This window comes from Anaeromicrobium sp., from assembly GCF_025210435.1.
Classification (GTDB): Bacteria; Bacillota; Clostridia; order Peptostreptococcales; family Thermotaleaceae; genus Anaeromicrobium.
In genome coordinates this window covers 1-26585 of sequence record NZ_JAOART010000107.1, presented here as the reverse complement: position 1 = coordinate 26585, position 26585 = coordinate 1, and the positions used below count along the sequence as shown (strand labels likewise).

The window sequence follows — 26585 nt, the reverse complement described above, 5'->3', positions numbered from 1 at the left end:
TCACAACATCCTATGCTATCTAAACATGACTCATGAACCTATCTACGAAGATTCACACTTTTGCTTGTGACAAGGACTTGGGTGGAAAAAATTTTCAATATATTTTCCTGAAATAGGCACACATAAAGCTGGTTTATAAATAATAAATCTATATATAATCTCTATTAACTACCTTATTATATAATACTACAATTATTAATCCTTTACCAAGTTTTATACAATAAAAAAAGGATGTGATGAGACAAAATCTCACAACATCCTTTATATAACATATATTATTACTCTGCAGAGTATGGTAATAATGCCATAGTTCTAGATTTCTTAATTGCAGTAGTTAACGCTCTTTGGTGAGTAGCGCAAGTTCCTGAAATTCTTCTAGGTAAAATCTTACCTCTTTCAGTAACGTATTTACCTAATTTTTTAGTGTCTTTGTAATCTATAGTAGTTGCTTTCTCTACACAGAAAGAACATACTTTTTTCTTACGTCCACGTCTTTTTTTCATCATTTTCAATTTCCCTCCCTTATCTTAGAATGGAATATCGTCATCGTCATCATCAAGGGCTTGGAATCCTTCTGGATTATCGTTAAACCCTCCATTGAAGTTATCTTGTCCAAATCCACCTTGATTGTCTCTATTAGCACGGTTTAAGAATTCTACCCTCTCAGCCACAATGTCTGTAGTGTATCTTCTCTCTCCCGTTGAAGTTTCATAACTACCTGTTTGTATTCTTCCTTGAATTGCTACCTTTGAACCTTTAGAAAGGTAATTAGCACAGTTTTCAGCAGATTTACCAAAAACTACAATTCTAAGAAAATCAGCACTTTGTTGACCTTCCTTAGCAAAAGGTCTATTTACTGCTAAACTAAAGGTGGCTACGGCTTTTCCTGATCCTGCAGTAAATCTAAGTTCTGGATCTCTTGCGAGATTCCCGACTAAAACTACACTATTCATTTAAATACCACCCTTTTATTACTTTTCGTCTACATTTACGATAATGCTTCTCATAACTTGATCAGCAATCTTGAAGTTTCTGTCTAACTCCTTAGGAACATCTGTAGCAGCTTTAAAGTTTATAACTACATAGTATCCTTCTACGTTCTTATCGATTTCATAAGCTAACTTTCTGTTACCCCACTCATCAATCTTTTCAATTTCACCATCAGCTTCGATGATTCCCTTGAACTTGTTCATTAACTTTTCTTTTACTTCTTGCTCAAGTCCAGTTTTTAAAATAAACATAGTTTCGTACTTTCTCATTATTTACACCTCCCTATGGTCTTGTTCGGCTCTTTCTAACAAAAGAGCAGAGAGAAAATTTCTCACATCTTAGAATTATAACATTCATATATACATTATGCAAGGTATTTCTGAATAATTTTTATAATTTGCCTTTTCTAATTACTCTACTATAGATTTCGTAACACTAAGTTTTCTTTATACAGTAACTTGCCTATAAGGGAAACTATTGAAAATCTTTGGAACCCTGGAACGTCACAACATCCTATGCTACTCCAACATGACACGTGAACTTATATACGAAGATTCACACTTTCGCTTGTGACAAGGACTTGGGTGGAAAAGATTTTCAATAGTTTCCTGAAGTAGGCCCGCATAAAGTAAGTTTATAATCAAAAAATCTATACTTCTTCTCTCTTAACAATTTTTTTAATTCGCTTTTCAAGTTTGGGTCTATCAATCCACAATTGTTTTTCGCAACCTAAGCATTTGATTCTAAAATCCATTCCAGTTCTCATAATTTCAAATTCATTGCTTCCACAAGGATGTTGCTTTTTAACTTGAATTATATCACCCACATATAATTGCATGGCCATAAGTATCATCCCTTCTTCACTTATTTTTCTTTTATTATAACTCTCTTTTCATAAGGAATTTCTATTCCCTCTTTATCAAACATATTTTTTATTTCTTTTCTTAAGAATCTTTCCACATGCCACTGATTAAGAGGTTTACATCTAGCTATTATGCCTATAGTTACTTCACTTGACCCAAAATTAGTTACGCCTAGTGTCTGGGCTTTTCCTATTATATTTTCATTTTCTATTGTATCAAATAAATGGTTAAGCCTATCTATTACATGGTCTATATTTTCTTCATAGGCCACTCCCACTTCAATCCAGGCCCTCATAGATCCCCTACATTTATTTGTAAGTCTGTTAATAGTACCATTAGGAATTATGTGCATATCCCCATTAAAATCCCTCAATATAGTTACTCTTAGGGTCATTTCTTCTACTATTCCAGATAAATTATCTACAACCACATGGTCTCCCACTTGAAACTGATTTTCTAATAAGATGAAAAAACCTGTTATTATATCCTTAATCAAACTTTGAGCTCCAAAACCAATAGCTAGGCCTCCTACTCCAGCTGCTGCTATTAGGGATCCTATATTGATTTCAAAAATTCCAAGTATTGGGGTTAATCCTATAAAGTATATGGTATATTTTACTATACTCACCATTATACTCTTTATGGTATTTAATCGTTTTTCTTCCCCTATAATTTTTAATCTAGATTTATTTTCAAAAAACTTGTTTATTAAAGCAGTGCTTATTTTCACAGCTATTATGGTTACTGTAAGTAATGCTCCTATTTGAATCAAATTTGGTATAGATAGCCTAAGATCATTGTATATCTTATATAAAATATTCATAATAGGCCTACCTATATACTCATAGGATAAACATTCTTTTTCATACCTTCTCTTACAATTCTATATAGCTTCATATTATTTAAATCTTCTTTAACTAATTCTGTAACCCTATCTAAAAGTTCCACTCTAAACTTAATAGAAAGGCCACAACTTGTACTGATTTCCCTTGGAGTAGGTATAGTTTCTATTTCCAAATGTTCCTTCAATTTTTTTTCTGTGTCTATGGCATAATGGGTTGAATCAAAAGCTAATACATAAAATTCTTTATCTAACATTTGCATCTCCTTTTTCAATTAATAGGCTTATATAGATTTCGTAACACTAAGATTTGTTTATATAGTAACTTGCCTATAAGGGAAAATATATTGAAAATTTTTGGAACCCTGGAACGTCACAACATCCTATGCTATTCTAACATGACTCATGAACCTATCTACGAAGATTCACACTTTGGCTTGTGACAAGGACTTGGGTGGAAAAGATTTTCAATATATTTTCTTGAAATAGGCACAAATAAAGCTGGTTTATAAATACGAAATCTACAACGTAACCTTATTCTTTGCACTATGTAGTGTATCTACTATAGTATACATATTAGTTACTCCACCTACGGCTAACTTATCCTTGATTTTATAATAATCTAGACAAGTTCCACAAGAAAGTATTTCCACACCTTCCTTTTCTAAAGCTCTTAAGTAATCTATAACTTCAGAACCTTCTATAGTAAGTTTTACTCCACTATTAATAAATAGTATGGATTTAGGATAAGGATCATATTCCGTAATAGTGTATATATATCCCTTCATAAGTATTTTACCTAATTCTTCAGCTCCCTGTCCTAAGGTCTCATTACCTATAAGGATTACTGTTTCATTATTAGTATTTTTACTTATAGTCATAACAGGTTCCATACTACCCTTATATATGTTTATGTGATAATCACTTTCTATTTGTTTTACCTCCACATTATAGGCCATACTCTGAGCTAATTTACTTACATTTTTCATGGCAACTTCATTGTCTACTATGGTTATTATACTTCCATCTTGTAATTCATCTAATACCTTTTTAGTTTCTATAACTGGTTTTGGACATTGTAGTCCTCTTGCATCAATTTCCTGATTCATAAAAATCCCCCTCTACAATTTTTATAATTGGATTATTAATATATAATATTTTTCCAAATTTCGATTTGTTTATTTCATTTTCTATTTTACCATTTTTGTTTAAGTTAAATGGTACAATTAACGCAAAAATTATAAAAATTATTAGGATACCCCTCACAAAACCAAAGGCTCCTCCACCTAAACGATTTAATCCATTTAATATGGGTAATGAACATATGCCATTTAACAGGGTACATCCTATAGATAAAATTATTTTTACTATGATGAATACTAAGATTATACTTATAATATTCACAATGGACAGAGTCATAGTAGTAAACATGACATTATTAGTCAAAGGATTTCCCATGACAGGCACTGCACTGTTCACTATACTATTAGAAACTAAATTGTTTATACTCTCCCCTATGGATGTATTTTCTACTATATATAAAGCTAGGCTTTTATAATATGTTTTTGCCACATATGCCCCTATGAAATAGCTAGCTATACTAAAAAATGATTTTATAAGGCCACTTAAATATCCCATTAGGGTACTAAGTCCACATACTATTAATACACACGAATCTACTAAGCTCATTTTAACCTCCTACTTTGGGTCATACTTTATGCTATATACTCTCGTTTTATCTTTTAAACCTAATAACACATAGGTATCATCTAATTTCTTTATAAATTTAATATCATTATTTATTTTCTTTTCTTTCAATTGATTTTGATCTATAGTTTCATTACCCATCAACTTATTTTTATTCATAGTATCCCCTTGGACAAAAAATAAGGTTCTGTCTGTACAAAAGAAAAGATTCTCATCTATGAAATTCATATCTATCACTTTACCATTTACTCCACTAATAATTTGTTCTCCATTATCCTTGTCTATAACTAGTATAAAGTTTTGCCTTTTTGTATCTATTATGGCCTTTTTTTCCCTAGTTATATTCAATGCAATCTGGCCTTTTTTATTAAATGCTACTCTTTTTAAAGTTCCATCTATAGATTTTTTCCAAAGGAGGCCACTTTTTTGAAATGCTGCCACATGCCTATCCCCTATACTTATTAATGTATCGTCTTCCATAAAGAATATATTTGGTATTATTTCATCCTTATAGGTCTGTCCACCTATAAGACCTCCTTTTGTCCAATATAATGCTGTTGAAGATTTCATGGAGTTACCAATTTCTAATAAAGATAGGGCTACTTTTTCTCCACCTTCAGACAAGGCCATATCTATTACAGAACTTTTATTTATGGAAAATGTTCCTTTTACCTTTCCTAGTTCGTTTAATACTTTTATATTAGATTTATTTTCCGATTCTGTAATGAAAGCTATATTTCCTGTACTATCATTAGTTATATATTTTATTTCCTCTTTTACTTCATAATCCCAGACAACATTTCCCTTTTCATCCTTTGCACTAATATATCCAGTCTCCTTGTCCCCCGTAAAAAATATATTGTTAGACGTGAGTATGAATGGCTTTTTATATTGGGCTAGGATATTACATATTATCTGTCCCTCTTTTGTATATACTTTTATATAATTGTTTTCATATATTACTATATTGTTTTTAAAGGGTTTCACCATGTTAGTTGTATTTTCATGTTCAAATGTGTATATTAAATCTAAATTAAAAGGCTTTTTCGTACTTCCTAATATGAAATTGGCTCCTTTATAAAATAAAGATGTAAGTATAGTTGCTAAAATGAAAATAGTTATACTTAACCTAAGTGATTTTCTAGCCATAAAATCCTCCTAATCATAATACTTCCATTGCTATCATGGCAATATCATCTTTTATCTCGTTATTAGCGTATTCTTTCACCTTTCTAAGAAGCTTGTACACTAAAATAGTTACATTTTTATTTCTATTTTCTTCACAGGTTTCTAATACTCCCTCACTATTAAAAAAACCTTTTTTAGGATGAACAGCCTCTGATATGCCATCTGTGTACAACAGGATTTTATCTCCCTTTTTTAGGTCTACTATCCCCTGTTCATAATCCACGTCTTCAAACAGCCTACAGATTGGTATTCCACCAATCTCTAGTTCACGAATTTCATCTTCCCTAATTAAAACAGGCAAACAATTATGTCCTGCATTAGCATATTTGAAAGTCTTATTTTTCTTATTATAAACACCATAAAAGATAGTTACATAATAAGCTGAATCAATTCCAAGTTCTTGATATTGTCCATATAAATTTTTAAGGGTATATGCTGGATCTACAGCATTTTCGCACAAATTTTTGATAGTTTGTTTTATAAACATGGTCATCATGGAAGATGTAACTCCATGACCAGATACATCTGCAATGTATATACCTGTATTTTCTTCATCTATTTCTACCACATCATATAAATCTCCACCTAATTGTTCTGAGGGGGTATATTTAGAAGCTATTTTTAAACCATTGTATTGTCCATCAATAGGAAGAATCCTAAGTTGCAATCTCTTTGCAAATTCTAAATCCTTTTTCATTTTTTGATTTTGGCTTATTATTAAGTCTTCCATCTTCTTTTGTTCTGTCACATCTCTAAATACTTCAACGGCACAATAGTTCTTCTTTTCTTCATCCCAAACAGGGGAGCTCACCACAGAATAAATCTTTCCATCTACAATTTCTTCTTTTGTAAATGAATTTCCTTTACAAATACCCATCCTAGATATACAATTTTTGCATGGGTTAGTTTTATTAAGTGCCCTATAACATTCTTTACCTACAATATCACCTAAACTCTTTTTCATGGGCTCGTTTATGAATAATACCTTATTTTCCTTGTCCACAACCCTTACCCAATCTGTCATATTAGACAATATATCATTATAAAATTCCTGTTGTGTTTTTAGTCTTCTCTTATATTTTTTGTGCATATCTAATCTCCTTAGAGTTTATTTATATTTAAATAGTTTTCTTCATAAATCTTTAATCCTTCATGAATTCATTAAACAACTACATATATTCTACAATCATTATACTACAATAAAACCCTAATTTTCCTATATAAAATCCATATTATAGTAAAAAGTCCCACATACCCAAAGATAGGATATAAAATACTTACTAATCTTTTAAATCCAAAATTTGATAAGGGTATGGTTATAATGCAAAAGACTCCACTTAAAAGTATATGGTTTAATTTTATTTTCTTTTTCATATGATCTAATACTATATACCCATTTGCAGCAGCTGTAGTAAACATGGCTCCCAACAAAATTAATCCATACATGGTATAGAATTCAAGTCCTAATGATTTTCCCACTTCTAACATGGGGATTTGGCTACCCTTTAGTTGTACATAATTCATATTAGTAGTTTTATGTATTATTAACATCATTACTCCCAAAACCAAAGACCCTCCTAAGGCTCCTAATATTCCTTCATATCTTTTTTTCATAAAGGGTCTCATGGAAAATAATATGGCTAAAAATCCTATGGAATTATAACTTACATATAAAATACTAGATACTAAGTAATTCCCTGTCATATTTATATTATCAGGTATATTTACAACAGCCTTCACTCCAATAGCCTTTATTCCTAAAATTAACATTCCCATAAATATAATTGGTACTATAATCATATTAACCGTACCTAATCCTTCTAGGCTATATATAAAAATAATAAATAAAAAAATACTCATGATAGAAGCTCCCACTAGGGGTCTACAACCAAAAAAACTTTGGATTAATGATCCTGTTCCAGCTAACATGACACAATAAATTGAAAATAAAAACAATATTATCATAGAGTTTAATACTTTACATAAGGATCTACCCACTATTCTTTCTAACCATTTTTCATAGGAGTAAATATTATAGGTATACACATAATTTAGCACATAAGAACTTATTACTATAAAAAATATAACACTTATATATATACCTATTAAACCCTTTTCCCTATACCTACTAAAAAAGGTCATCATTTCTTGCCCTGAAGCAAAACCCGCCCCAATTACAGTGCCCACATAAACACATATTATCTTTAATACATTTTTCACCTCTAACACCGCCTTAGACTTTATCCTACCATAGTTTATGTTTTATATGGCTTGTCCTATGATAAAGCCTATGACCTTATTTAAGAGGTAGTATTAGAGAAGATTCCATAAGGGGCAAAGTCAATTTCTAAAATGTTACTAGCGTTACTATTGCTATATTAAAAGTCGTAATAGGCATACGGCTACGATTTATGTGAAAACTGTAATATAGAATACATATCTGTTTCTAAAATAATGAAGCCTATGCATATACACAGGGCCTTTAGATTTATAATACTCATATTAGATTTTGTTACATTCTTTAAGTATTTGGTTCTATAGAATTATACATTATGGAATTGTATGTGGTATAATATGGATAATCAAAATTCGCTAATCTACTGTTGCCGCTGGTAACTATAGCGTAGATAGCAAACGAAAAGAGACTACAACATAAGCGAGGTGAAAAACAATAAATGATAAGTAAAACCAAATTCAGTGTATTTAACTTTATTTTATTTTGCTTTGTAACTTATTTTTACTTTGCTACCAAAGGACGAGTTAGTCCATACATAGCGTACAGAGGCCCAAGCGGCGGACAAGAGATTGTATCTACTCCTTTGAATGCATACTTTATGAATGCAGTGTTTATGATTTTTTTTGGGTTTCCGCGAAAAGACTATAATCCAAAATCAGCCCCTCTTATGATGTTTATTACAGCCTTCATAGCATTCGGTTACATTTCTTTAATACTAGAACATTTGAATTAAAATAAAAGCCTTCTTTCCTTGTCAAGGCATCTCGTACCACAAAGAAAGAAAGCTTTTATTTTTACTCACAAACCAAATAACATTAAGCAGCCGCTTTATCCGCTGCATCTAAATATCGTTTTGCTTCAGGCACTAACTCAATTACTTTAGCGCCAACAGGAGCTGCAGCTGCTCCTGCACTACCTAATATTGCAATTATTCCTACACCTGCAAGGCATAATAACATAGTACTCGTAGTGGCGTTAAGCCAACCTAATCCAGCAGATACATTGGCTGCATAAGCCTCTCCCGCTTTCCATCTATTAGGATCTCTTTTTAAGCTTACCTCAAGACTCAGGTAAACATTATGACCTGCAATAGTCTTGCAGTATTCCAAAATGAAAGTGAATGAATAAGGCGAGATATTTCTACCAATTGGTAGCTTAACTCTTACATCACCACCTCCTATTGATCCCACTTTATAACCTATAGTGTCCAATGCTTTTTTTAATTTCAGCTTCGTAATATTATTCACGTTTAAATCAGCACTAAATTCCTTCTCAGCACCTGCATACAATGTTGCAGCTGCATTATCAGAGCCCTTTATATCATAACTGACATATTTGCTTGGCTCCAAAACAGGAAACATAGAATATTGCCCATGAATAATTATAGAACCATTAGCAATAACTTTCGTCCATAGGTGTTGCCTTTTATCCATTATCATAGGTGCTGCAACGTTAAAACTTTTAAATGGCTCTTCCTTTACAACCAAATGAGGTATAGCTTGTTTTACTTGACGAGCACTCTTTGCAAGCTTTCCTTCTAAATCCTTATCAACAATGCCATCTGGATGCAATCCTAAATCCTTTTGGAATTCAACAACTGCCCTATGAGTGTCCGAATCAAATATCCCTGTTATTTTAGACAAGCGTCCCAAAGTATGCAACAATTCTTGTACTCCTCTTACCTCTGGTCCTTCATCTCCCTTTGTTAAGCCTGGCTTTGGCACCACAGGCTTAACAGGTGTTGTAAATTCCACAAGCGCACCCTGTTTACTTAACGTTTCTCCATTTTTTCCATAAAATCCATATCTATATTTAGTATTATGACTTCCAACCTGTAATTCTACTTTACCTGCTTCAGGATTAGGCCATGCAACGAATTTATTTGTATTAAGATTTTTAACGGCAATACCAGTATTGTTTTTACCTGGCTTAAATTTCACATTTACAATCACTTTCTTTTCGTAGCTAATCATTTCAGGCTTTCCTATAATTATCGGAACCCCTACTTCCACTACTGGTGCTTGAGGATAATTCTGTGCTTTTATATTAAAAGTACAAGCTCCACGACCAGTATTCCTAACAAAGGCATAGTAATCTACTCCAGCCGTTACATCTACTTGCCTAACTATATCATCCCCTTCTCCAGGCTTATTCATAGATGACATCCTTGCACTCACTGCGTCTGCGCCATGTGTTTCACAAACAAATAAATCTATATTGTTACTTAACCCTGATGAATTTATCCAGAAATTAGCTTTACCATTTTTGGCAAATACAACCTTATACCATTTTCCGCTTTCACCTACCGCTATAACTTGATTCAGAAGATCCTTGCCTTCTTCAAGAGATATCGCTGGTGAAGGGCCAGTTGATATTTTATACTCTTTTGTCCATGCACTTTCATATCCAGATTCGGATTTACTTTTAAAGTGAACAGGGTAACCTGTATCATAAGCAGGCATATCTAATTCAAAATAGTTTCCTGTAGTGCTCTTTCCTCCAGTTTTTCTAGAATCTCCCATTATAGTTGTATAAGCATTTTGTCCTTTTGTAAACGTTATTCTTGCTTTTTTACCATTTACCGCTATCTTTATATTCGTTGGTGGATGCACTGTCACTGATCCTTGTGGGTAATTCTGCGCTTTTACTTTAAATGCACCAGCATAATCTTTATAATTATGAACAAATATATAGTACTCTTTTCCAGCCGTTACGTCTATTCCCCTAACAATATCATCTGGTTGTCCAGGTCCAGGATTATTTTGGGATTTTCCTAACACTACATTATTCCTACCATGTCCATCATAAACATGTAGATCTATATCCTTATTTAGCCCTGCTGAATTTATCCAGAAATTAGCCTTACCATTTTTAGCAAATTTAACCTTATACCATTTTCCATTTTCAGACGCACTCATATTGTCAGAATAATCTCTACCTTCTGGAATAGCCGTAGCTGGCGCAGGGCCCACTCTTACTGCATATTTTTGTGACCATGCACTTTCTTGTCCACCTGATGATTTACTTTTTAAATAAATGTCAAAAGTTCCATCATATCCAGATGCAGTTAATTGGAAGGAATTTGATGAAGTTTCCCCTAACACACTCTTGTTTGCGCCTCCTAAAACAGTGGTGTAAGCATTTGCTCCTTTTGTAAATGTTATTTTTATCTTTTTTCCATTTACTTCTGTTTTTATGTTAGTTGGCGGATGTATTGACCCAACTTTTGAAGGATAATTCTTAGCTTTTATTTGGAAATTACAAACTCCAGCACCATAATCTTTTACAAACACATAGTAATATACTCCTGCAACTACATCTAACCCTTTAACAGCATCATCTGGAGCTCCATTTCCAGGACTATATGTAGATTTTCCTAGCTCTGTATTATCTGCCCCATGCCCATTGTAAACATGCAAGTCTAAATCACTACCTAACCCTGCTGAGTTTATCCAAAAATTAGCCTTTCCACTTTGAGTGAACTTAATCTTATACCATTTTCCTCTTTCACCTGCCGCTACAGTTTCATTGTATACTACATCATTTTGTATTTCTTTAGCTGGCGCAGGACCAGTTCTTGTTGTATATTTTTGCGTCCATCCACTTTCAGTTCCATCCGATGCCCTACTTTTTAAGTAAAAACTAAAAGTTGAATCATATCCAGATGCAGTAAGCTCAAGTGAACTTGACCTAACTCCTCCTAGCACTTTCTTTCCAGAATCTCCCAGTAAAGTAACATCAGCATTTGTTCCTTTTGTAAATCTGATTCTTATTTTTTTACCATTTACAGATACGCTTACATTTGTTGGCGGACTTACTGTTGTAGATCCACCTCCTTTCATAGTAATGGTATCTGTTCCTGCTAAATACCATGTTCCATTCTTAGCTAGAGCATAAGCATATAATGTATATGTTCTTCCTGCACTCATTCCCTCAGTTACTCTTCCTGTAACAACATTAGATGCTCCTATATCAGTAGGCGCTGCCCAACTTTGCGCTACCCATCCACGAACGTTATTCGTGCTCTTTCCATAATCCGTACCTGTAATTCTCAATTCATCATAGTATTTTAGAGTGAAATCATTACCTAATTGCACCTTATAACTACATGAATTTGTTGTTGGATTTGATAATCTTAAATATGCCATTTTATTTCTCTCCTTTTCTTAAAATTTTATTTACCATGTTATAACGTTAACTAACTTTCTACTTGTACTCATTTTGTATTTTCCATCAACTTTAAGCATGGCGCTTCCACCACCATCTAGGGTGATTCCTTTTGTGCAACCTAGATTTATTAAAGTCTTTTGGCCTCTTGCTATGTCAGAATCTGGCCTAACAGCAATAATTACTTTATTGGTTTTTGGATTGTATCCAATCACAGGTCTATTTGCCTTTCTTCCTATATCTGAATACATCCCCTTAAAACCCTCTTCTTCCATTCTGATGTTAGGCATTATAGTGCATCCACCTACGGCAAAATAAACATCTTTTTCTTTTGTTATATCTGCTACTGGCTTCACATCTACACTGCCATCGTTATAAACTATCAATGTTCCTGCGGGCAGATACCCATTAGCTCCATAATGTGGCTGTCTATTAACTAAAACCTTTCCTTCTGATACTGCAATACTTAAGGGCATTTCTTTTGCTGTCCACTGATAACCTGCTGTAACAAAATTATAAAGAGCTATTTCACTACCTCTTTTATTTTGATGTGAAATTCTTAAATCTTTTGGGTCCAATCGCACCACATGGGTTGAAGCTATTTTTTCATACTCAACTTCTGATTTCCTCATAGTTATAGTAGCTGAACCTGCTAACCACCAAGTATAAGGTGCAGCAGCTTGTTGTACGTACGCATATAATGTATATGTTCTTCCTACATTCATTCCATCGTTTACTATCCCTACAACATACTTAGAAGATGAACCGCCTGCTGACCTATGCTCTACATATGAACCTACATTTGATGTAGGGCTTCCATAGTTTGTCCCTGTAATCCTTAATCCCCTATAATAAGTTGCATTAAATGGATTACTTAACTGCACTTCAAAATCACATGAATTTGTTGTTGGGTTTGATAATTTTAAATATGCCATAATAATGCTCTCCCATCCTACTGTTCTACATGATTCTCAATATTTGATTTGGGTAAATCAAATGACTCCCCACTAGTCCGTTAAACTCCTCAAATACTGTTTGCCTTACTTTCATTAAAAGAAAGTTTAGTCCATAGTTTTTATAAGACTACTTCTCACTGGCCAGTTCGTTGTGCGCCTTACACTTTTTATATATGGAGTGACTTCAAAGAAAGTAAACCAAAGTTAAATATTTTTTTAAAGTTAAAAAGCTGATAGCTTAAAATCCGCTACCAGCTTTTTATCACATAATTCTAAGTACTTGATTTGGATAAATCAGATCATCTTTTAAACCATTTAGCTTCATTAGATCATGAACTGTAATGTTAAATGATTTTGCTATAGAGTACAAAGTATCTCCAGATTTAACAGTATAAGTATCAACGAAATTTATAAGTTGAAGGATTTTTTCTTTTACTTTATCTAAAGGAAATTTCACCCCTGGACAATTAGTAGACTTCAATTCTTTATGCCCTTTGACAACTCGTATTTCATATTTTTTATGTAAGTAATAGCACAATTTAATAAGAGCTAATATTTGAATGTATGATTCTATTTTTTTATCATAGTTACCTTGTAAGCATATTCCCAAAGAAGCTTTATTATAGTCTTTACAGTGAGCTCCCATTGTATTTTCAGGCCTACCCCTATATATTTCCCCATCTTTTGTGATAAAAAAGTGGTATCCAAATCCACTCCAGCCATTTTGTAAGTGCCAATTATGTACATCTTCAACTGTGCAACTACTATATGCAGCATGATGAATTACTATTATGGAAGGTTTTAGTAGTGGGTTAAGACTTTTAAATTTTAAATTAGTTTCAATGATTTTCATTTCGCATCACTCTATCTATTTTTTTATAAGATTTCCTGTTAATTACGTCTGCATTTTATATATGGAATAATGCTTTTAAAAGTAAACTGAGAAATAAATTTAAAGTTTTTTTCATTTTGGTTTACTTTTAAAAAACTTGTTCCATATATATATATTGAGTGAGACAAGAAAGAGAGTTTTTGGAAGAATATTTTAGGATATTCTTCCAAAATCTATTTTTTTAACATTTTCACTCGAACTTATGTTCGACAAAGCGTTTTTCAAATGGTATAATCTTACAACTAGCTGTGCAAAGGGGGAATAGGAATGCTTAATCAAAATCAAGACTTTCAAAGCTTTGAACAATCACTAGAAAGGTATGTAATAAAAACACTTAGTTTAGGAAAAAAAGAATTTTATAGAAAATACAATAAAGAAAAAGATAGAGAAAAAACAATATTAGATAAGCCTATATCTGCTGGAGACGATACATCAAGGGTTAATACAATTGTGGATACGGTATGTATAGATATAACAGAAGAAATTTGTAGTAAAAGTTTAGATATAGAAGATTACATAGGTAATGAAAATTTATTAGAAGCTATAAAATTATTGACTAATAAAGAACGTTGTTTATTGTCTAAGCTTTTTGTAGAGTGTAAAACTGGACCAGAAATAGCTCATGAAATGAAGGTTTCAAAGCAGTATATAAGCAAAGTTAGGGGACAAGCTTTAAGAAAAATAAAAAAACATATGGAAATTGAGGTGAGATAAATGGAGGATAATTTCATTGAAATTATAAGTGAGACAGGGTTTCCAATAGCAGTAGCCGGATACTTATTGATTCGAATTGAAAAACGACTAGATCAATTAAATGGAACCTTGTTACATATGGCAGAAGTATTTTCAAAACTTAAATAATAACTAAAAAGAAGGTGACATTATGGGGGATAATTTAGATTTGAGATTTTTACATTTGAGCGCTAAAAAAGGTAATGCAGGGGATTTAGATAAATTAATGAGATATTTTGAATCATATGTTAAGAAGTATAGCCATGTGAATGGAAAATTTGATGACGATGCTTACCAAGAGATGAATATTAAATTATGGAAATGCCTTAACAAATTTGAATATAAAATTGCAAGTTAAGTTCAGAACCAACGCAACACAATCTAAATTGTGTTGCTCTCACTAAAACAACTAAAATCATTTAAACTACACGGATAGAAGGTAATTTTAATAATCACCTTTTTATTTTATTTGTTTTTAGTGCCACATAATATATAATTTAGACATAATATGTTTCTGTTATATTTTAAAAGTTATGGGGGTAAAGATATGAGAAGAAATATAAATTTTGGGACTATAATAGTAGCACTCATTGCCGTAGGGATTTTTATAAAGTTTTTCCCACCATTTTTCATGTACATACTTAACAATGTTCTTTCAAAATAAATAATATAAGGAGGTGTGATATATCTATGTCTGATCTTATAGATATTGCATTATTTAGCGGATTGGCAGTAGCTTTATTATTCGCTTATATTCACATGGAAAGACAAAAGAAAATAACAAAAATGGTTAATGACAAATTTGTTAATAACACGGAAAAACTATTAAATAAAATGATAAATGATAAAGAAGAAGATAAACAATTCAAGAAAGAAGTTTTAAGAGTTCTAGAAAAAATAGAAAACGCCTTAGATGAAAATCGAGTAGGAGGTAAATAATTATTTTATCTACCAACCTCTCACACCACCGTTTGACAAGTAGTCATGATTTAAGATCTATTTTTCTTTTTTTAAAATTTCCTTAACCTCTTTAATATCAGAATGTATTATATGCAAATAATAAAAAAGTAATAATATTATTAAAATCATCAATTCTTCTCCTATCTTATTTTCAATGCTTTGATTATATTATAATCTATTTAAACTACATTTTAGGCATATGAAAAAATAAAGCAGGAAAAAATCCCCTGCTTCACTGATGTCTTTTTAAAGATACATTTTTCTTCTCATCACATAAGATACGTCTCTTAGAGTTCTCAATAGTAGTTTTTAATTCTACTTTACCTCCCCAAAGGGTTGTAATATATCTTAATGTTTCATAGGCATATGTTAACTCCAATTCTCTGCCATCATATTCATGTTCTAATAAAAGAGTATGGTCCTTTGGAGATATCTCTATGACCTTAATAAGTGGAATGGATCCTACTCCTGTTCTATTTGCCAATGTATTTCTTATTTCTTTCCAACCCTCTTCATCTGCTATTTCTTCTATCTCATAATCTTTGTTTTTCTTTTTATACTGGAAAAGATTCATTTCCCTAGAAAGTTCCTTTGTAAGGTATCTTCTAATAAATGAATTGTCCCTTTCCATTTTACGAACTTCAAATATCTTATCTTTACCATATTTCTTTTCAATATCATTAAAAATTTTAAATCCCATATAATAAGGGTTAATTTGACCTAGGAAAGGTCTTATTACCTGATTATGACGATTTAGAAATTCCATATGGAGGCCTTGAGGTAATTTTAACTTATTTAAAATAGTATAGTGCCAATAACTGGCCCACCCCTCATTCATAATTTTCGTTTCTATCTGAGGGATAAAATACTCAGTCTCCTCCTTTACAATATTTAATATGTCCCTTTCCCACTCCTCTAATTTCCCATATTCTATTATAAATCCTATAATATCTTCAGTAGGCTCTAAAGGAATTTTTTCTAGATTAGGGAAAGGAATATGTTTTTTTTCATCTAAGGGACTTGTTATTTTTATTTCTGAATAATAATTTTCAAGGATTTTTTTCTTCATCTCCTCATTGGAGAGTTTTTTATCCCCTATTACCCTTGAGGTTTGAAATCTCAATGCATGACCAGCATCTAGTACACGTTCTACTCCCTCATATCCAATACTAGGGTCTTGTATGTAGCTTCTGATACGATCTGCATGGTTTTTAAACATATTAATAGTATTATCTGCTCGAGTTCCTTCTTTAAAGAGCCTATTATTTTTAAAAAAGTCATTATGTCCATACACATGGGCTATGGTAAGTATCTGTAAAAGAAGTGTATTGTCCCTCATCAAATAAGCAATACATGGATTAGAATTAATAACCATTTCATAGGCCAATCCTTGTACATTATACTTATATAGGCTTTTTTTCCTCTCATAGGCCTTCCCATAACTCCAATGGGCATAGTGAGAAGGCATTCCCACATAAGCTTCATAACAAATCATATCTTCATAGCTACATATTTCAAACTCTTGAGGATAATAGTCTAATCCCTCTTCCTTCACTATTTCTTCTATTTTATGATTCCACTTTTCCAACTCTTTAACTGTATATTCCCTCATAAGCAAAATTTATCATTCCTTAAGCCCTTCTTCTTTGTCCAACAGTCTTCTGAGAGCAGGAACAATATCCTCCTTTCTTGACATGGTCACAACGGAGAAGTTTGGATATTTCACTTTTCCATTAAATTCAGATTTAATAGTACTAGTTCGTGTATAATATCCTGTCTTAATCTCTCCATATCCAAAAAGATTACAGGTTTCACACAATTTCTTTGCTGCCTCCACAGCTTTTTTATTGTCCTCTGACCAATTGTCTCCATCGCTACAGTGAAATGCATATATATTCCACACTTCAGGATTATATCTCTTTTCAATGATCTCCAAAGCCTTATTATATCCACTGCTAATATAGGTACCTCCTGATTCTCCCTTATGGAAAAAGTCATTTTCACTTACTTCTTTTCCCACAGTAGTATGGGATACAAATACAATTTCCACATTAACATACTTTAATTTAACAAACTGATATAAAAGAAAATAAAAGCTTCGAGCCAAATATTTTTTTGTAAGGGTCATGGAACCTGATGTATCCATGATACAAATCACTACTGCATTACTTTCCCTTCTAACATCTTCCCTTACACGATAATACCTTAAATCATCTTCTTTAAATGGAAATCTTTTCTTTTCTCCTTCAAGATCATAGAGTTCTTTATCCTTTCCCCTTTCATAAACTTTTTTTCTCTTTATTTTCTCTATCACTGATCTTTTCTTGGCAAGTCTAGGTGGAATTCCCTTTCTCTGATAGCCTAATCTTTTAAAATTTTTTTCCGATTCAATTTCACTAAACTTCTTTCTTTCCATAAAAGGTAAATTTAAATCATCAAATAAATATTGTATCAACTCTTCAATGGTGATCTCTGTTTCATAAATATCTTCACCCTCTGTATTTCCAGCTTGTTCTTTACCTTTCTCCATCTGATCACTACCTATTTTATCTCCCCTTTTTTCATTTCCCGTTCCAGAACCGGTCCCCTTTTTATTTTTTCCATATATAAACTGATATTCCTTAATTCCCTTTATAGGAATTTTTACCTTTTTATCCTTGCTCTGTCCAATAATACTCTCTTCAGCAATAATATCTCTTATATTCTTCTTTATAGAATCCTCTACTAATTTTCTATGTCTTCTTGTATCTTCTGCTGCCCGATCCCGGCCTCTGCTGTCAAACTCTCTAAATATAGCCAAATCCTCACCTCCATATAAAAGTCAATCTAGATTTTGTGGAGAAATGAATAATTAAGAATGAATAATTTTATTATTCATTCTTAATTTTTAATCTAATCAATTAATCTTTCCATAAATTATTTGCAGCATACTTAAGGATTACATTACAACATTGATCACAATATCCATTTCTTTTCATTTCTTCTACCATGGCATCATACTTCTTGTTCTGTTCCTTATCCCTAACTTTAGTACGGGTAATAACTCTACTTAATTCCCTTACAGATGTGGTTAATTTCTTCTCAATTGCTTCCTTTAAAGGTTCATAACATGTATAATCAATTTTGCCACCACTACGCATGAGATAGAACATATAGGATGTGATATCTTGCCTAAATCCTTTAGCTGCACTCTTAGTAATATTAATTTGTTCTTCAACGGATCTTAAGAAATTTTCATCTGGTTCTAATTCTTCACCCGTACTCTTATCTTTAATTTTTGTCTTATTAACATAAGCTTCAGCATGATCTAAATAATTATTAAATAAATCCTCTGCCTGCTCGTTATATCCATGGATAAATGCCTTTGTTACTTCCTTTTCTAATATTTTATGATATTCCTTTTTAATAATATTTTGTATGAAGTTTAGATATTTTTTCTTTTCTTCATTACTAATTGATGACTCTTTTACTGATTTAACTAATACTTCAAGGACTGCAATAGGATGAATACAATCATGTTCTGCCTCTGCCATTGCCGTATCTATTGCTTTCATAATAAATCTTGTAGATATTCCTGTCATACCTTCCCTTTGTGCCTCTTCTCGTAGTTCTAATATGTCTACCTTTTTTGTAGTTCCCTTTTCTACAATTTCTTCACCATTATAAATTTTTAATTTTGTAAGGGTATCAACCTTTGTTGAAGGAGCAAGTCTCGTTAAAATAGCAAACATGGAAGCTACTTCAATAGTGTGGGGTGCAATATGGGCCCTGAACTTACTCTTTTTCAAAATCTTATTATAAATCTTTACTTCCTCATTCAATTCAAGGCAATAGGGCATCTCTATCTTAACAATTCTATCTAATATGGCTTCATTAGTATGATCTGCTTTGAACTTATTCCACTCAGCCTCATTTGAATGGGCCAAAATAATGCCATCAAAATATATCATAGGCCCTTTACCAGGAGATGGTATACTTTTTTCTTGTGTTGCAGTGATCATTGCATGAAGATACTCAACCTCATTTTTAAATACTTCTATAAATTCTACAATTCCTCTATTACCCACATTAAATGCTCCATTTAAAGACAATACCCTTGGGTCATCTTCAGCATATAAATCTAGTTTTGATATGTCTACAGATCCTATTAAGACAGACGTATCTTGATTATTGGGATCAACTGGTGGAACTACCCCTACCCCTTTTCGTGCTCTAATACTAAAGTCCACTGTTTCTACAGGCACTCTTTCAAATTCTCCATTATATTCATTTATTAACTTATATCTACAACTAGGACATAAGTCTCCTTCAATCTTTATATTTAATAAATCTTCAAACTGTTTTCTAAGATGCTTTGGTACTAAGTGAAGAGGTTCTTCCCTCATGGGACATCCCTTAATTGCATATACAGGAGAACCCATCTCAAGGACCCTCTTTAGAGCCTCCATCAAGGAAGATTTTCCTGCTCCTACAGGTCCCACAAGATAAAGAACTTGCCGTGATTCTTCACCTTTCATAGCCGCTGTCTTAAAATATCTCACAATTTTCATCAAACTTTTATCAATACCAAAAAAATCATCTTTAAAAAAATCGTACTTTTTAATAATGTCATTACCATAAATTCTTCTCAATCTAGGATTTTCTTCTGTATTTATTACTTCTACTCCCTTTTCTATGATTCGTTCATACATCCTTTGGTGTGCTAACATACACATGGATGGACTTTCTTTTAATATTTCAAGATAATCCAAGAATGTACCTTTAAAACGTTGTTTTCTTCTTTCCTCTCTATCTTTTTTAATAATCTCTGAAAATTCCATCATAATATTTAGAATCCCCCCCCCTTTTTTAAAAAACAAACTTAACCTAAATTACACACAAAAATGTATTTTTTTAATCTAAATAATCTTACTTGTAATAATATGTATGTGATTTCTTTCTTTTTTAAAACAATAATATTAAAAATGTCTTGTCCCATTTATGTTAGACAAATATATCTTTATAAAATATAGATTTCGTAACACTAAAATTTCTTTATATAGTAACTTGCCTATAAGGGAAAATATATTGAAAATTTTTGAAATTGAGGAACGTCACAACATCCTATGATACTCCAACATGAGTCATGAACCTATATACGAAGATTCACATTTTCGCTTGTGACAAGGACTTGGGTGGAAAAGATTTTCAATATATTTTCCTAAAATAGGCTCACATAAAGCTGGTTTATAAATACGAAATCCATAGCAACGAAAAAAAGCCCATTCATTATGAATTGACTTTTATTTATTTCCTAAAACATACACTATATATCCCCCATAAGATAAAACTAATAGGGCCCCTTCCCATCTTACAATTTTATAATGTAATATGGAAAATACTAGTAATAAGAAAGTGTATACAACCATAAATGCCACATCTACATTTAATCCACTTTCCACAGTTAATGGACTTATGGTAGCTGATGTGCCTAGTACAAATAAACTATTAAATATATTACTACCTACTATGTTTCCAACGGCCATGTCACTATATCCCTTCCTAGCAGCAGTAACACATGTAATAAGCTCTGGTAGGGAAGTTCCTAGGGATACTATGGTTATGGCCACTAGGGTCTCGCTGAGACCAAAAGCTATAGCTATTTTAGTGCTACTCTTTACTACTAGGTCCCCTCCAACTAATATACTTATTAATCCACCTATAGTATATATTATACTCTTTCCTTTGCTAACTTCATGAAATTCTTCCTCATAATTTTCCCTGCTTTTCATAGCCACTTCAAATAAATAATACATGAATATTATGAAGAAACATAAAAGGATCATCCCATCTGTCCTAGATAATACATTATTACCTTCTTTATTCAAAAATACATCACTCATTAGTATTTCAAGAACTATGGCAGCTAACAAGGTAAAGGGAATCTCCTTTTTAATAGTCTGTATTTCTACTTTAAGTGGTATTATGATTGCAGCTATGCCTATTACTAAGGACATGTTAAACATATTACTTCCTATAATATTACCTAAAGATAGACCATTATTTCCACTTATGGCAGCCCTAATACTAACGGCCCCTTCTGGAGAACTGGTTCCAAAGGCCACTATGGTAAGTCCTATTAACACAGGAGGAACCCTTAATAGTTTAGCTATACTAGATGCACCATCTACAAAAAAATCTGCTCCCTTTATTAATAAAAGAAATCCTAATACTAATAATATATAATGCATATACAATCTCCCTTTCTCATGTTCTACTTAATCTAGTTTTTATCAATGGATGGATTTTTATTCTATTAGGCTTATGAAAGAAATAAATTAGTCAGTTCTCTGAGGAATTTGGATTATTTTCAAGGCATGGTGAGGGAGCATATTAGACATATGTAAGCGATTCCATAACGAAGAAAATAATTGGAATAACCAGTGAAATGACTAATTTATTTTTTGAATATGCCTTATTATTTATGTTATTATGTTAATAACAAAGGAGGATGATCATGTTTAGAACATTTTATGTGGCTTCTAAATTTATTTGGGATTTAGCTCTTTTAACTCCTAGAAAGATGAAATTAGAAAGACTTCAAAAGGAAGGTAACATCAAAGAATCAGCTGATTTAATAAGTATAACTACTAATAAATGGGCAAAACAAATTATACAATCTAGTGGTGTTGAAATAGAAGCTATAGGCTTAGAAAATATACCAGATGGTCCTGTTGTATTTGTATCTAATCACCAGGGTTATTTTGATATTCCCGTATTATTTTCTCTTATTGATAAACCTGCAAGTTTCATTGCAAAAAAAGAATTAGGTACAATTCCCATATTTGGAAAATGGATGGAGCTTACAAGATGTATATTTATAGATAGGGGTAATAAAAGACAATCCCTCCAAGCAATTAAAGATGGTATTGCACTTTTAAAAGAAGGCCATTCTTTAGTAATCTTTCCAGAGGGTACTAGAAGTAAATCTTCTGATATGAAGGATTTCAAAAAGGGAAGTTTAAAGCTTGCCACAAAAGCCAAAGTTCCTATAGTTCCCGTATGTATAGATGGAACTTATAAAGTTTTTGAGGCTAACAATGGTAAAAAAATCACTCCTGCAAAGGTTAAAGTAACCTTTTGTGATCCTATATTTACTGATAATATTACAAAAGAAGAAGATGCCCTTTTAAATGATAAGGTTGAAGGAACCGTTAGGAAAAATTTATTGTCTAATTAGGCATATTAAAAAATCTTAAGAACAAACAAGTAAAGTTCTTAAGATTTTTTAATTAAAATATATATATTCCCTTGTATATTTTCTGTTAACACCATGAAATTTTCTTTCTTCTTCATCACTTATTAAAGTATATTCATATCCCTTTCTATAAAACCCCATTTCAAATCCAGAAAATTTATTAGTCTTTATTTCAGTTTTAAATCTATTAGTATCTATATCCCTTTTAAATGGATTATATCCTACCCTCACTATGTCATCTTCAGTTTCTTCATTATAAGTTTTAAAATATGCTTCTCTTAATTTTATTTTATCTCCTATAGTTTCCTCTATCTCATCCTTGTGGTCATCATCTTTTAAGTGATCCTTAAGATTTTTATCTAAAACTGACATGGCATCTTGAATAATTTGGGTAGATATTAATATCTTTATCCATTCATTTCTTATGGTCTTAGATAATTGTCTCACCTCTTTGGGTTTCATCCTTATGTTCCTATCAGAAAGTTCTAATCCTACTGCCATGGACAAGTCCCTTGTGGTTACTATATCCTCCATTGGTTCAAAGGTTTTATAAAAATATCTTTTTACAGAACTACTGGCACCAATATGTTGTACCACTTTTCTATTTAACCCTAATGACTGACCGTTAATATTATGAAAGACTTTATGCCATCTTCTTTGAATCTGCCTTCCCTTGTTGCTTTTTCTATAGTTACTTATAAAAGTTTCAGCAGCTAATCCTTGAAATAATCCTGTAGCAATGGGTCCTATCAATTTAATATTCCTCCTTTGTAATATAATACGGTAACACATGCTACTTTTGATACTATAGATTTCGTAACATTAAGATTTCTTTATACAGTAACTTGCCTATTGGGGAAAATATATTGAAAATCTTTGGAACCCTGGAACGTCACAACATCCTATGCTCCTTGAACATGACTCATGAACCTATCTACGGAGATTCACACTTTCGCTTGTGACAAGGACTTGAGTGGAAAAGATTTTCAATATATTTTCCTGAAATAGGCCCACATAAAGCAAGTTTATACACCAGAAATCTATATATGGATAAAAAAATAGAGTTTTATATAACAAAAACCCTATTCTAATTCTATATTTTTTTATTGAATACTATACATGCCTCTACTCTGCATATAATTATATACATGCTCTCCGTGTTCCTGTTCTTCCTTTTGAATATGATTTAATATTTGTCTTATGTTATGATCTCTGCACTCAAATATGGCCGTATCATAATTAGATGAAACATACTTTTCTGCCACTAATATATTTTCACATAAATACTTGTCATTATCTGTTCCAGTTGTATTTATGCCTTTAAATTGATATTTATTATCTTCCTCTTGCCCCTGTGCCATAGGTGGCACTTGACCATTTAGTATTTTAGTTAAAGTATCATAATGCTCTTGCTCAACACTGGCATGATCCTGAAATATGTTTTTTAGTACAGGATCATCAGCTCTTTTACTATACTCTGTATATTTTTTCACACATACAAGTTCATGCTCCCTTTGATCTTCTAAAAGTAATTTTTCTTTCATGGTTAATTCCATAAAAAACACCTCCTACTTTTAGTTTTCTATTCTATTAAAAATTTATACATAATAATACTATGTTTCACGTGAAACATAGTATTATTATGTACTTATTATAAGAACATCAATCCTACCGCTATTATTAATCCCGTATATATTAAATCTATTATACAAAATCCCATTATGTCTCTAGCACCAAGTCCTGCTATTCCTAGTGCTGGTAAGGCCCAAAATGGTTGAATCATGTTAGTCCATGCATCTCCCCATGCTATGGCCATGGCTGTTTTTGCAGTGTCTACTCCAAGGGCTGCTCCCGCTGGCATCATAATAGGCGCCTGAACTGCCCATTGTCCTCCACCAGAAGGTACAAAGAAATTAACTATACCTGCACTTAAGAAAGTAAATAGTGGGAAAGTTGTTGCAGTAGATATGTTTACAAACCAATTAGATATAACTCCCGCAAAGGATACTCCTTCAGCACTAGCTCCTACCATCATTCCCATAATACCTGCATAAAATGGGAATTGAAGTATTATACCTGCTGTACCCTTAGCTCCATTAGTAACTGCATCTAAGAATCTTCTTGGTGTTCCGTGTAATAGGATACCTACAAACAAGAACAGGAAGTTAACTATATTTAAGTTTAGTTTAAATCCATTAGTACCAAAGTAATATACCACATAGCTCATACCCATAAGACCTATTAGTACAGATAGTATAGGAGAGTTTTCCATTTTGTCTGCTGGTGTCATATCTTTTTCCATTGTTGCCGCTTCTTCTTCCTCTAATAACTTAGGATCAATGGCTATTACCTCATCTTTACTAGGATGCATTGCCTTATTTACAAGGGGCATAGTAAAAAGTATTAATCCAAATATAACTAAGTTAAAGCTTGAAAATATAGTTTGTGATGTGGCTACTGCTTCTGTAACAGCTCCATTAGTTACTTTAGCTAGATCAGCTCCTCCTGTTGCTAGTTTAAGTGGTACAGATCCTGATATACCAGAATGCCATACTAAGAAACCAGAATAAGCTGAAGCTATTAAAAGTCTATAATCTACACCCTTTACTTCCCTTGCTAATTGTCTAGCGTATAAAGCCCCTACAACTAATCCGAATCCCCAGTTTATCCAACATGCTATAGTTGATACAAAAGTAACAGCCATAATAGCCTGTGTTGGTGTTTTAGCTACTCTAGCTAAACTTTTAAGTCCTTTTTTAATTAATGGTGCATTAGCCAATGTATGTCCTGTTACTAATACTAGTGACATTTGCATTGAAAATGCTAACAATTTCCAAAATCCATTACTCCAATGATTTATCATAGGCATAAATCCTTGATCTGTAGTAACCATACCCAATCCTAATACTAATAAAGTAAGTATTACAGCAAACAAGAATGGATCTGGTAAATACCTTTGAACTAGACCTACACAAAATTTTGTCAATTTTTTAAACATTACCCCACCCCCAAATAATATAGTATTTCTCGCCCCCTATTATAATTAAAAACCTATTCTTTAGACAAGAATAGGTTTAGGTCAGTTTTATTCATTTAACAATGTTTTCCTTCCATTTACTATTAATTCGTAATTAATTCGCATTTTTAGGAATTGTGTATTTTTCAACCTTTTTAGCTATTTTTCGTCATTTTTAGACTCTGAATAGCTAATAAGTATGAGTTATATCCAAAGCCACTTATTTGACCTATACAAACGGGGGCTGTTACAGATTTAGTTCTAAACTCTTCCCTCTTATGTATATTAGATAGATGAACTTCTATTGTAGGTATATTAACAGAACTTATGGCATCCCTTATGGCATAACTATAGTGAGTAAAAGCAGCCGGATTTATAATAATGGCCTCTACCCTTCCATAAGCTCCATGGATTTTATTTATTATTTCTCCTTCTATATTTGATTGATATATTTCTATATTCATATTTAATTTTTTTCCTTCTTCCATTATTAACTCATTTATATCTTCAAAACTCTTTTCTCCATATACACTCTTTTCCCTTATTCCTAACATATTTAAATTAGGCCCATGGATTACTAATACATTCACACTAAATCCTCCTCTTCACCTATAAAAAAACTCTATGTCTACAATATACAATAACTTGCCTATAAGGGAAAATATATTGAAAATCTTTGGAACCCTGGAACGTCACAACATCCTATGCTACTCCAACATGACTCATGAACCTATATACGAAGATTCACACTTTCGCTTGTGACAAGGACTTGGGTGGAAAAGATTTTCAATATATTTTCC

At 32.1% G+C, this 26585-nt stretch carries 27 protein-coding genes; 5 read left to right on the top strand and 22 right to left on the bottom strand.

Annotation, left to right across the window (positions count from 1 at the left end; genetic code table 11):
- Positions 1-278: 278 nt before the first annotated feature.
- The 14 genes from rpsR to N4A57_RS13300 all read right to left on the bottom strand — a co-directional run bounded on the left by rpsR (position 279) and on the right by N4A57_RS13300 (position 13801).
- On the bottom strand, positions 279-506 hold the full coding sequence (rpsR, locus tag N4A57_RS13365) for a 30S ribosomal protein S18 (RefSeq protein ID WP_330671519.1): 228 nt from the start codon (positions 504-506) through the stop codon (positions 279-281).
- Between the two features lie 21 nt (positions 507-527).
- On the bottom strand, positions 528-953 hold the full coding sequence (locus N4A57_RS13360) for a single-stranded DNA-binding protein (RefSeq protein ID WP_293658489.1): 426 nt from the start codon (positions 951-953) through the stop codon (positions 528-530).
- Between the two features lie 18 nt (positions 954-971).
- Positions 972-1259, bottom strand: coding sequence for a 30S ribosomal protein S6 (gene rpsF, locus N4A57_RS13355; protein WP_095134600.1), 288 nt, complete (start codon positions 1257-1259; stop codon positions 972-974).
- A gap of 380 nt (positions 1260-1639) precedes the next feature.
- Positions 1640-1834, bottom strand: coding sequence for a DUF951 domain-containing protein (locus tag N4A57_RS13350; RefSeq protein ID WP_293658488.1), 195 nt, complete (start codon positions 1832-1834; stop codon positions 1640-1642).
- A gap of 20 nt (positions 1835-1854) precedes the next feature.
- Positions 1855-2676 carry a mechanosensitive ion channel family protein gene (locus N4A57_RS13345; protein ID WP_293658487.1) on the bottom strand — a complete coding sequence of 274 codons (822 nt, stop codon included), beginning with the start codon at positions 2674-2676 and terminating at the stop codon, positions 1855-1857.
- Between the two features lie 11 nt (positions 2677-2687).
- Positions 2688-2951, bottom strand: coding sequence for a DUF3343 domain-containing protein (locus N4A57_RS13340; RefSeq protein ID WP_293658486.1), 264 nt, complete (start codon positions 2949-2951; stop codon positions 2688-2690).
- 264 nt (positions 2952-3215) lie between these two features.
- The gene (gene yedF / locus N4A57_RS13335) at positions 3216-3803 is read right to left on the bottom strand and encodes a sulfurtransferase-like selenium metabolism protein YedF (protein WP_293658485.1); all 588 of its coding nucleotides are present in this window, start codon (positions 3801-3803) and stop codon (positions 3216-3218) included.
- The gene (locus N4A57_RS13330; RefSeq protein ID WP_293658484.1) at positions 3787-4383 is read right to left on the bottom strand and encodes a CvpA family protein; all 597 of its coding nucleotides are present in this window, start codon (positions 4381-4383) and stop codon (positions 3787-3789) included. Before N4A57_RS13330 ends, yedF begins: the two co-directional genes overlap by 17 nt.
- 9 nt (positions 4384-4392) lie before the next feature.
- Positions 4393-5550: a DUF5711 family protein gene (locus N4A57_RS13325; RefSeq protein ID WP_293658483.1), complete on the bottom strand. Its 1158-nt coding sequence runs from the start codon at positions 5548-5550 to the stop codon at positions 4393-4395.
- A 13-nt stretch (positions 5551-5563) separates the two neighbouring features.
- Positions 5564-6679: a SpoIIE family protein phosphatase gene (locus N4A57_RS13320; protein WP_293658482.1), complete on the bottom strand. Its 1116-nt coding sequence runs from the start codon at positions 6677-6679 to the stop codon at positions 5564-5566.
- Between the two features lie 104 nt (positions 6680-6783).
- On the bottom strand, positions 6784-7809 hold the full coding sequence (locus N4A57_RS13315) for a YkvI family membrane protein (RefSeq protein WP_293658481.1): 1026 nt from the start codon (positions 7807-7809) through the stop codon (positions 6784-6786).
- A gap of 831 nt (positions 7810-8640) precedes the next feature.
- The gene (locus N4A57_RS13310) at positions 8641-11973 is read right to left on the bottom strand and encodes a peptidoglycan-binding domain-containing protein (RefSeq protein ID WP_293658480.1); all 3333 of its coding nucleotides are present in this window, start codon (positions 11971-11973) and stop codon (positions 8641-8643) included.
- Positions 11974-12003: 30 nt separating this feature from the next.
- A complete protein-coding gene (locus tag N4A57_RS13305) occupies positions 12004-12927 on the bottom strand; it encodes a phosphodiester glycosidase family protein (protein WP_293658479.1) in 924 nt (307 codons plus the stop codon).
- 283 nt (positions 12928-13210) lie between these two features.
- The gene (locus tag N4A57_RS13300) at positions 13211-13801 is read right to left on the bottom strand and encodes an N-acetylmuramoyl-L-alanine amidase (protein ID WP_293658478.1); all 591 of its coding nucleotides are present in this window, start codon (positions 13799-13801) and stop codon (positions 13211-13213) included.
- A gap of 306 nt (positions 13802-14107) precedes the next feature.
- Here N4A57_RS13300 and N4A57_RS13295 point away from each other — a divergent pair, with 306 nt between their 5' ends.
- From N4A57_RS13295 to N4A57_RS13280, 4 genes are all read left to right on the top strand, one after another.
- Positions 14108-14554, top strand: coding sequence for a hypothetical protein (locus tag N4A57_RS13295; protein WP_293658477.1), 447 nt, complete (start codon positions 14108-14110; stop codon positions 14552-14554).
- A complete protein-coding gene (locus tag N4A57_RS13290) occupies positions 14555-14701 on the top strand; it encodes a YvrJ family protein (protein WP_293658476.1) in 147 nt (48 codons plus the stop codon). It begins immediately after the preceding gene.
- A 22-nt stretch (positions 14702-14723) separates the two neighbouring features.
- Positions 14724-14930: a helix-turn-helix domain-containing protein gene (locus tag N4A57_RS13285; RefSeq protein WP_293658475.1), complete on the top strand. Its 207-nt coding sequence runs from the start codon at positions 14724-14726 to the stop codon at positions 14928-14930.
- Between the two features lie 332 nt (positions 14931-15262).
- The gene (locus tag N4A57_RS13280) at positions 15263-15511 is read left to right on the top strand and encodes a hypothetical protein (protein WP_293658474.1); all 249 of its coding nucleotides are present in this window, start codon (positions 15263-15265) and stop codon (positions 15509-15511) included.
- A gap of 253 nt (positions 15512-15764) precedes the next feature.
- Here N4A57_RS13280 and N4A57_RS13275 read toward each other — a convergent pair whose 3' ends face one another.
- The 4 genes from N4A57_RS13275 to N4A57_RS13260 all read right to left on the bottom strand — a co-directional run bounded on the left by N4A57_RS13275 (position 15765) and on the right by N4A57_RS13260 (position 21762).
- Positions 15765-17144: a SpoVR family protein gene (locus tag N4A57_RS13275; RefSeq protein WP_293658473.1), complete on the bottom strand. Its 1380-nt coding sequence runs from the start codon at positions 17142-17144 to the stop codon at positions 15765-15767.
- Positions 17145-17156: 12 nt separating this feature from the next.
- Positions 17157-18332, bottom strand: a complete 1176-nt coding sequence (yhbH, locus tag N4A57_RS13270) for a sporulation protein YhbH (RefSeq protein WP_293658472.1) — start codon at positions 18330-18332, stop codon at positions 17157-17159.
- A gap of 100 nt (positions 18333-18432) precedes the next feature.
- Positions 18433-20355 (bottom strand): PrkA family serine protein kinase, encoded by a 1923-nt coding sequence (locus tag N4A57_RS13265; RefSeq protein ID WP_330671518.1) that lies wholly within the window; start codon positions 20353-20355, stop codon positions 18433-18435.
- A gap of 459 nt (positions 20356-20814) precedes the next feature.
- Positions 20815-21762, bottom strand: coding sequence for a calcium/sodium antiporter (locus N4A57_RS13260; protein ID WP_293658471.1), 948 nt, complete (start codon positions 21760-21762; stop codon positions 20815-20817).
- 266 nt (positions 21763-22028) lie between these two features.
- On the opposite strand from N4A57_RS13260, the gene N4A57_RS13255 reads away from it, so the two are divergent.
- Positions 22029-22751 (top strand): lysophospholipid acyltransferase family protein, encoded by a 723-nt coding sequence (locus tag N4A57_RS13255; RefSeq protein WP_293658470.1) that lies wholly within the window; start codon positions 22029-22031, stop codon positions 22749-22751.
- 48 nt (positions 22752-22799) lie between these two features.
- Here the strand turns inward: N4A57_RS13255 and N4A57_RS13250 are convergent, their stop codons facing one another.
- The 4 genes from N4A57_RS13250 to aroQ all read right to left on the bottom strand — a co-directional run bounded on the left by N4A57_RS13250 (position 22800) and on the right by aroQ (position 26375).
- Positions 22800-23522, bottom strand: a complete 723-nt coding sequence (locus N4A57_RS13250; RefSeq protein WP_293658469.1) for a hypothetical protein — start codon at positions 23520-23522, stop codon at positions 22800-22802.
- Positions 23523-23872: 350 nt separating this feature from the next.
- Positions 23873-24325 (bottom strand): spore coat protein, encoded by a 453-nt coding sequence (locus N4A57_RS13245; protein WP_293658468.1) that lies wholly within the window; start codon positions 24323-24325, stop codon positions 23873-23875.
- A gap of 95 nt (positions 24326-24420) precedes the next feature.
- Positions 24421-25767, bottom strand: a complete 1347-nt coding sequence (locus N4A57_RS13240) for a TIGR00366 family protein (RefSeq protein ID WP_293658467.1) — start codon at positions 25765-25767, stop codon at positions 24421-24423.
- A 173-nt stretch (positions 25768-25940) separates the two neighbouring features.
- Positions 25941-26375, bottom strand: a complete 435-nt coding sequence (aroQ, locus tag N4A57_RS13235) for a type II 3-dehydroquinate dehydratase (RefSeq protein WP_293658466.1) — start codon at positions 26373-26375, stop codon at positions 25941-25943.
- Between the last annotated feature and the right edge of the window lie 210 nt (positions 26376-26585).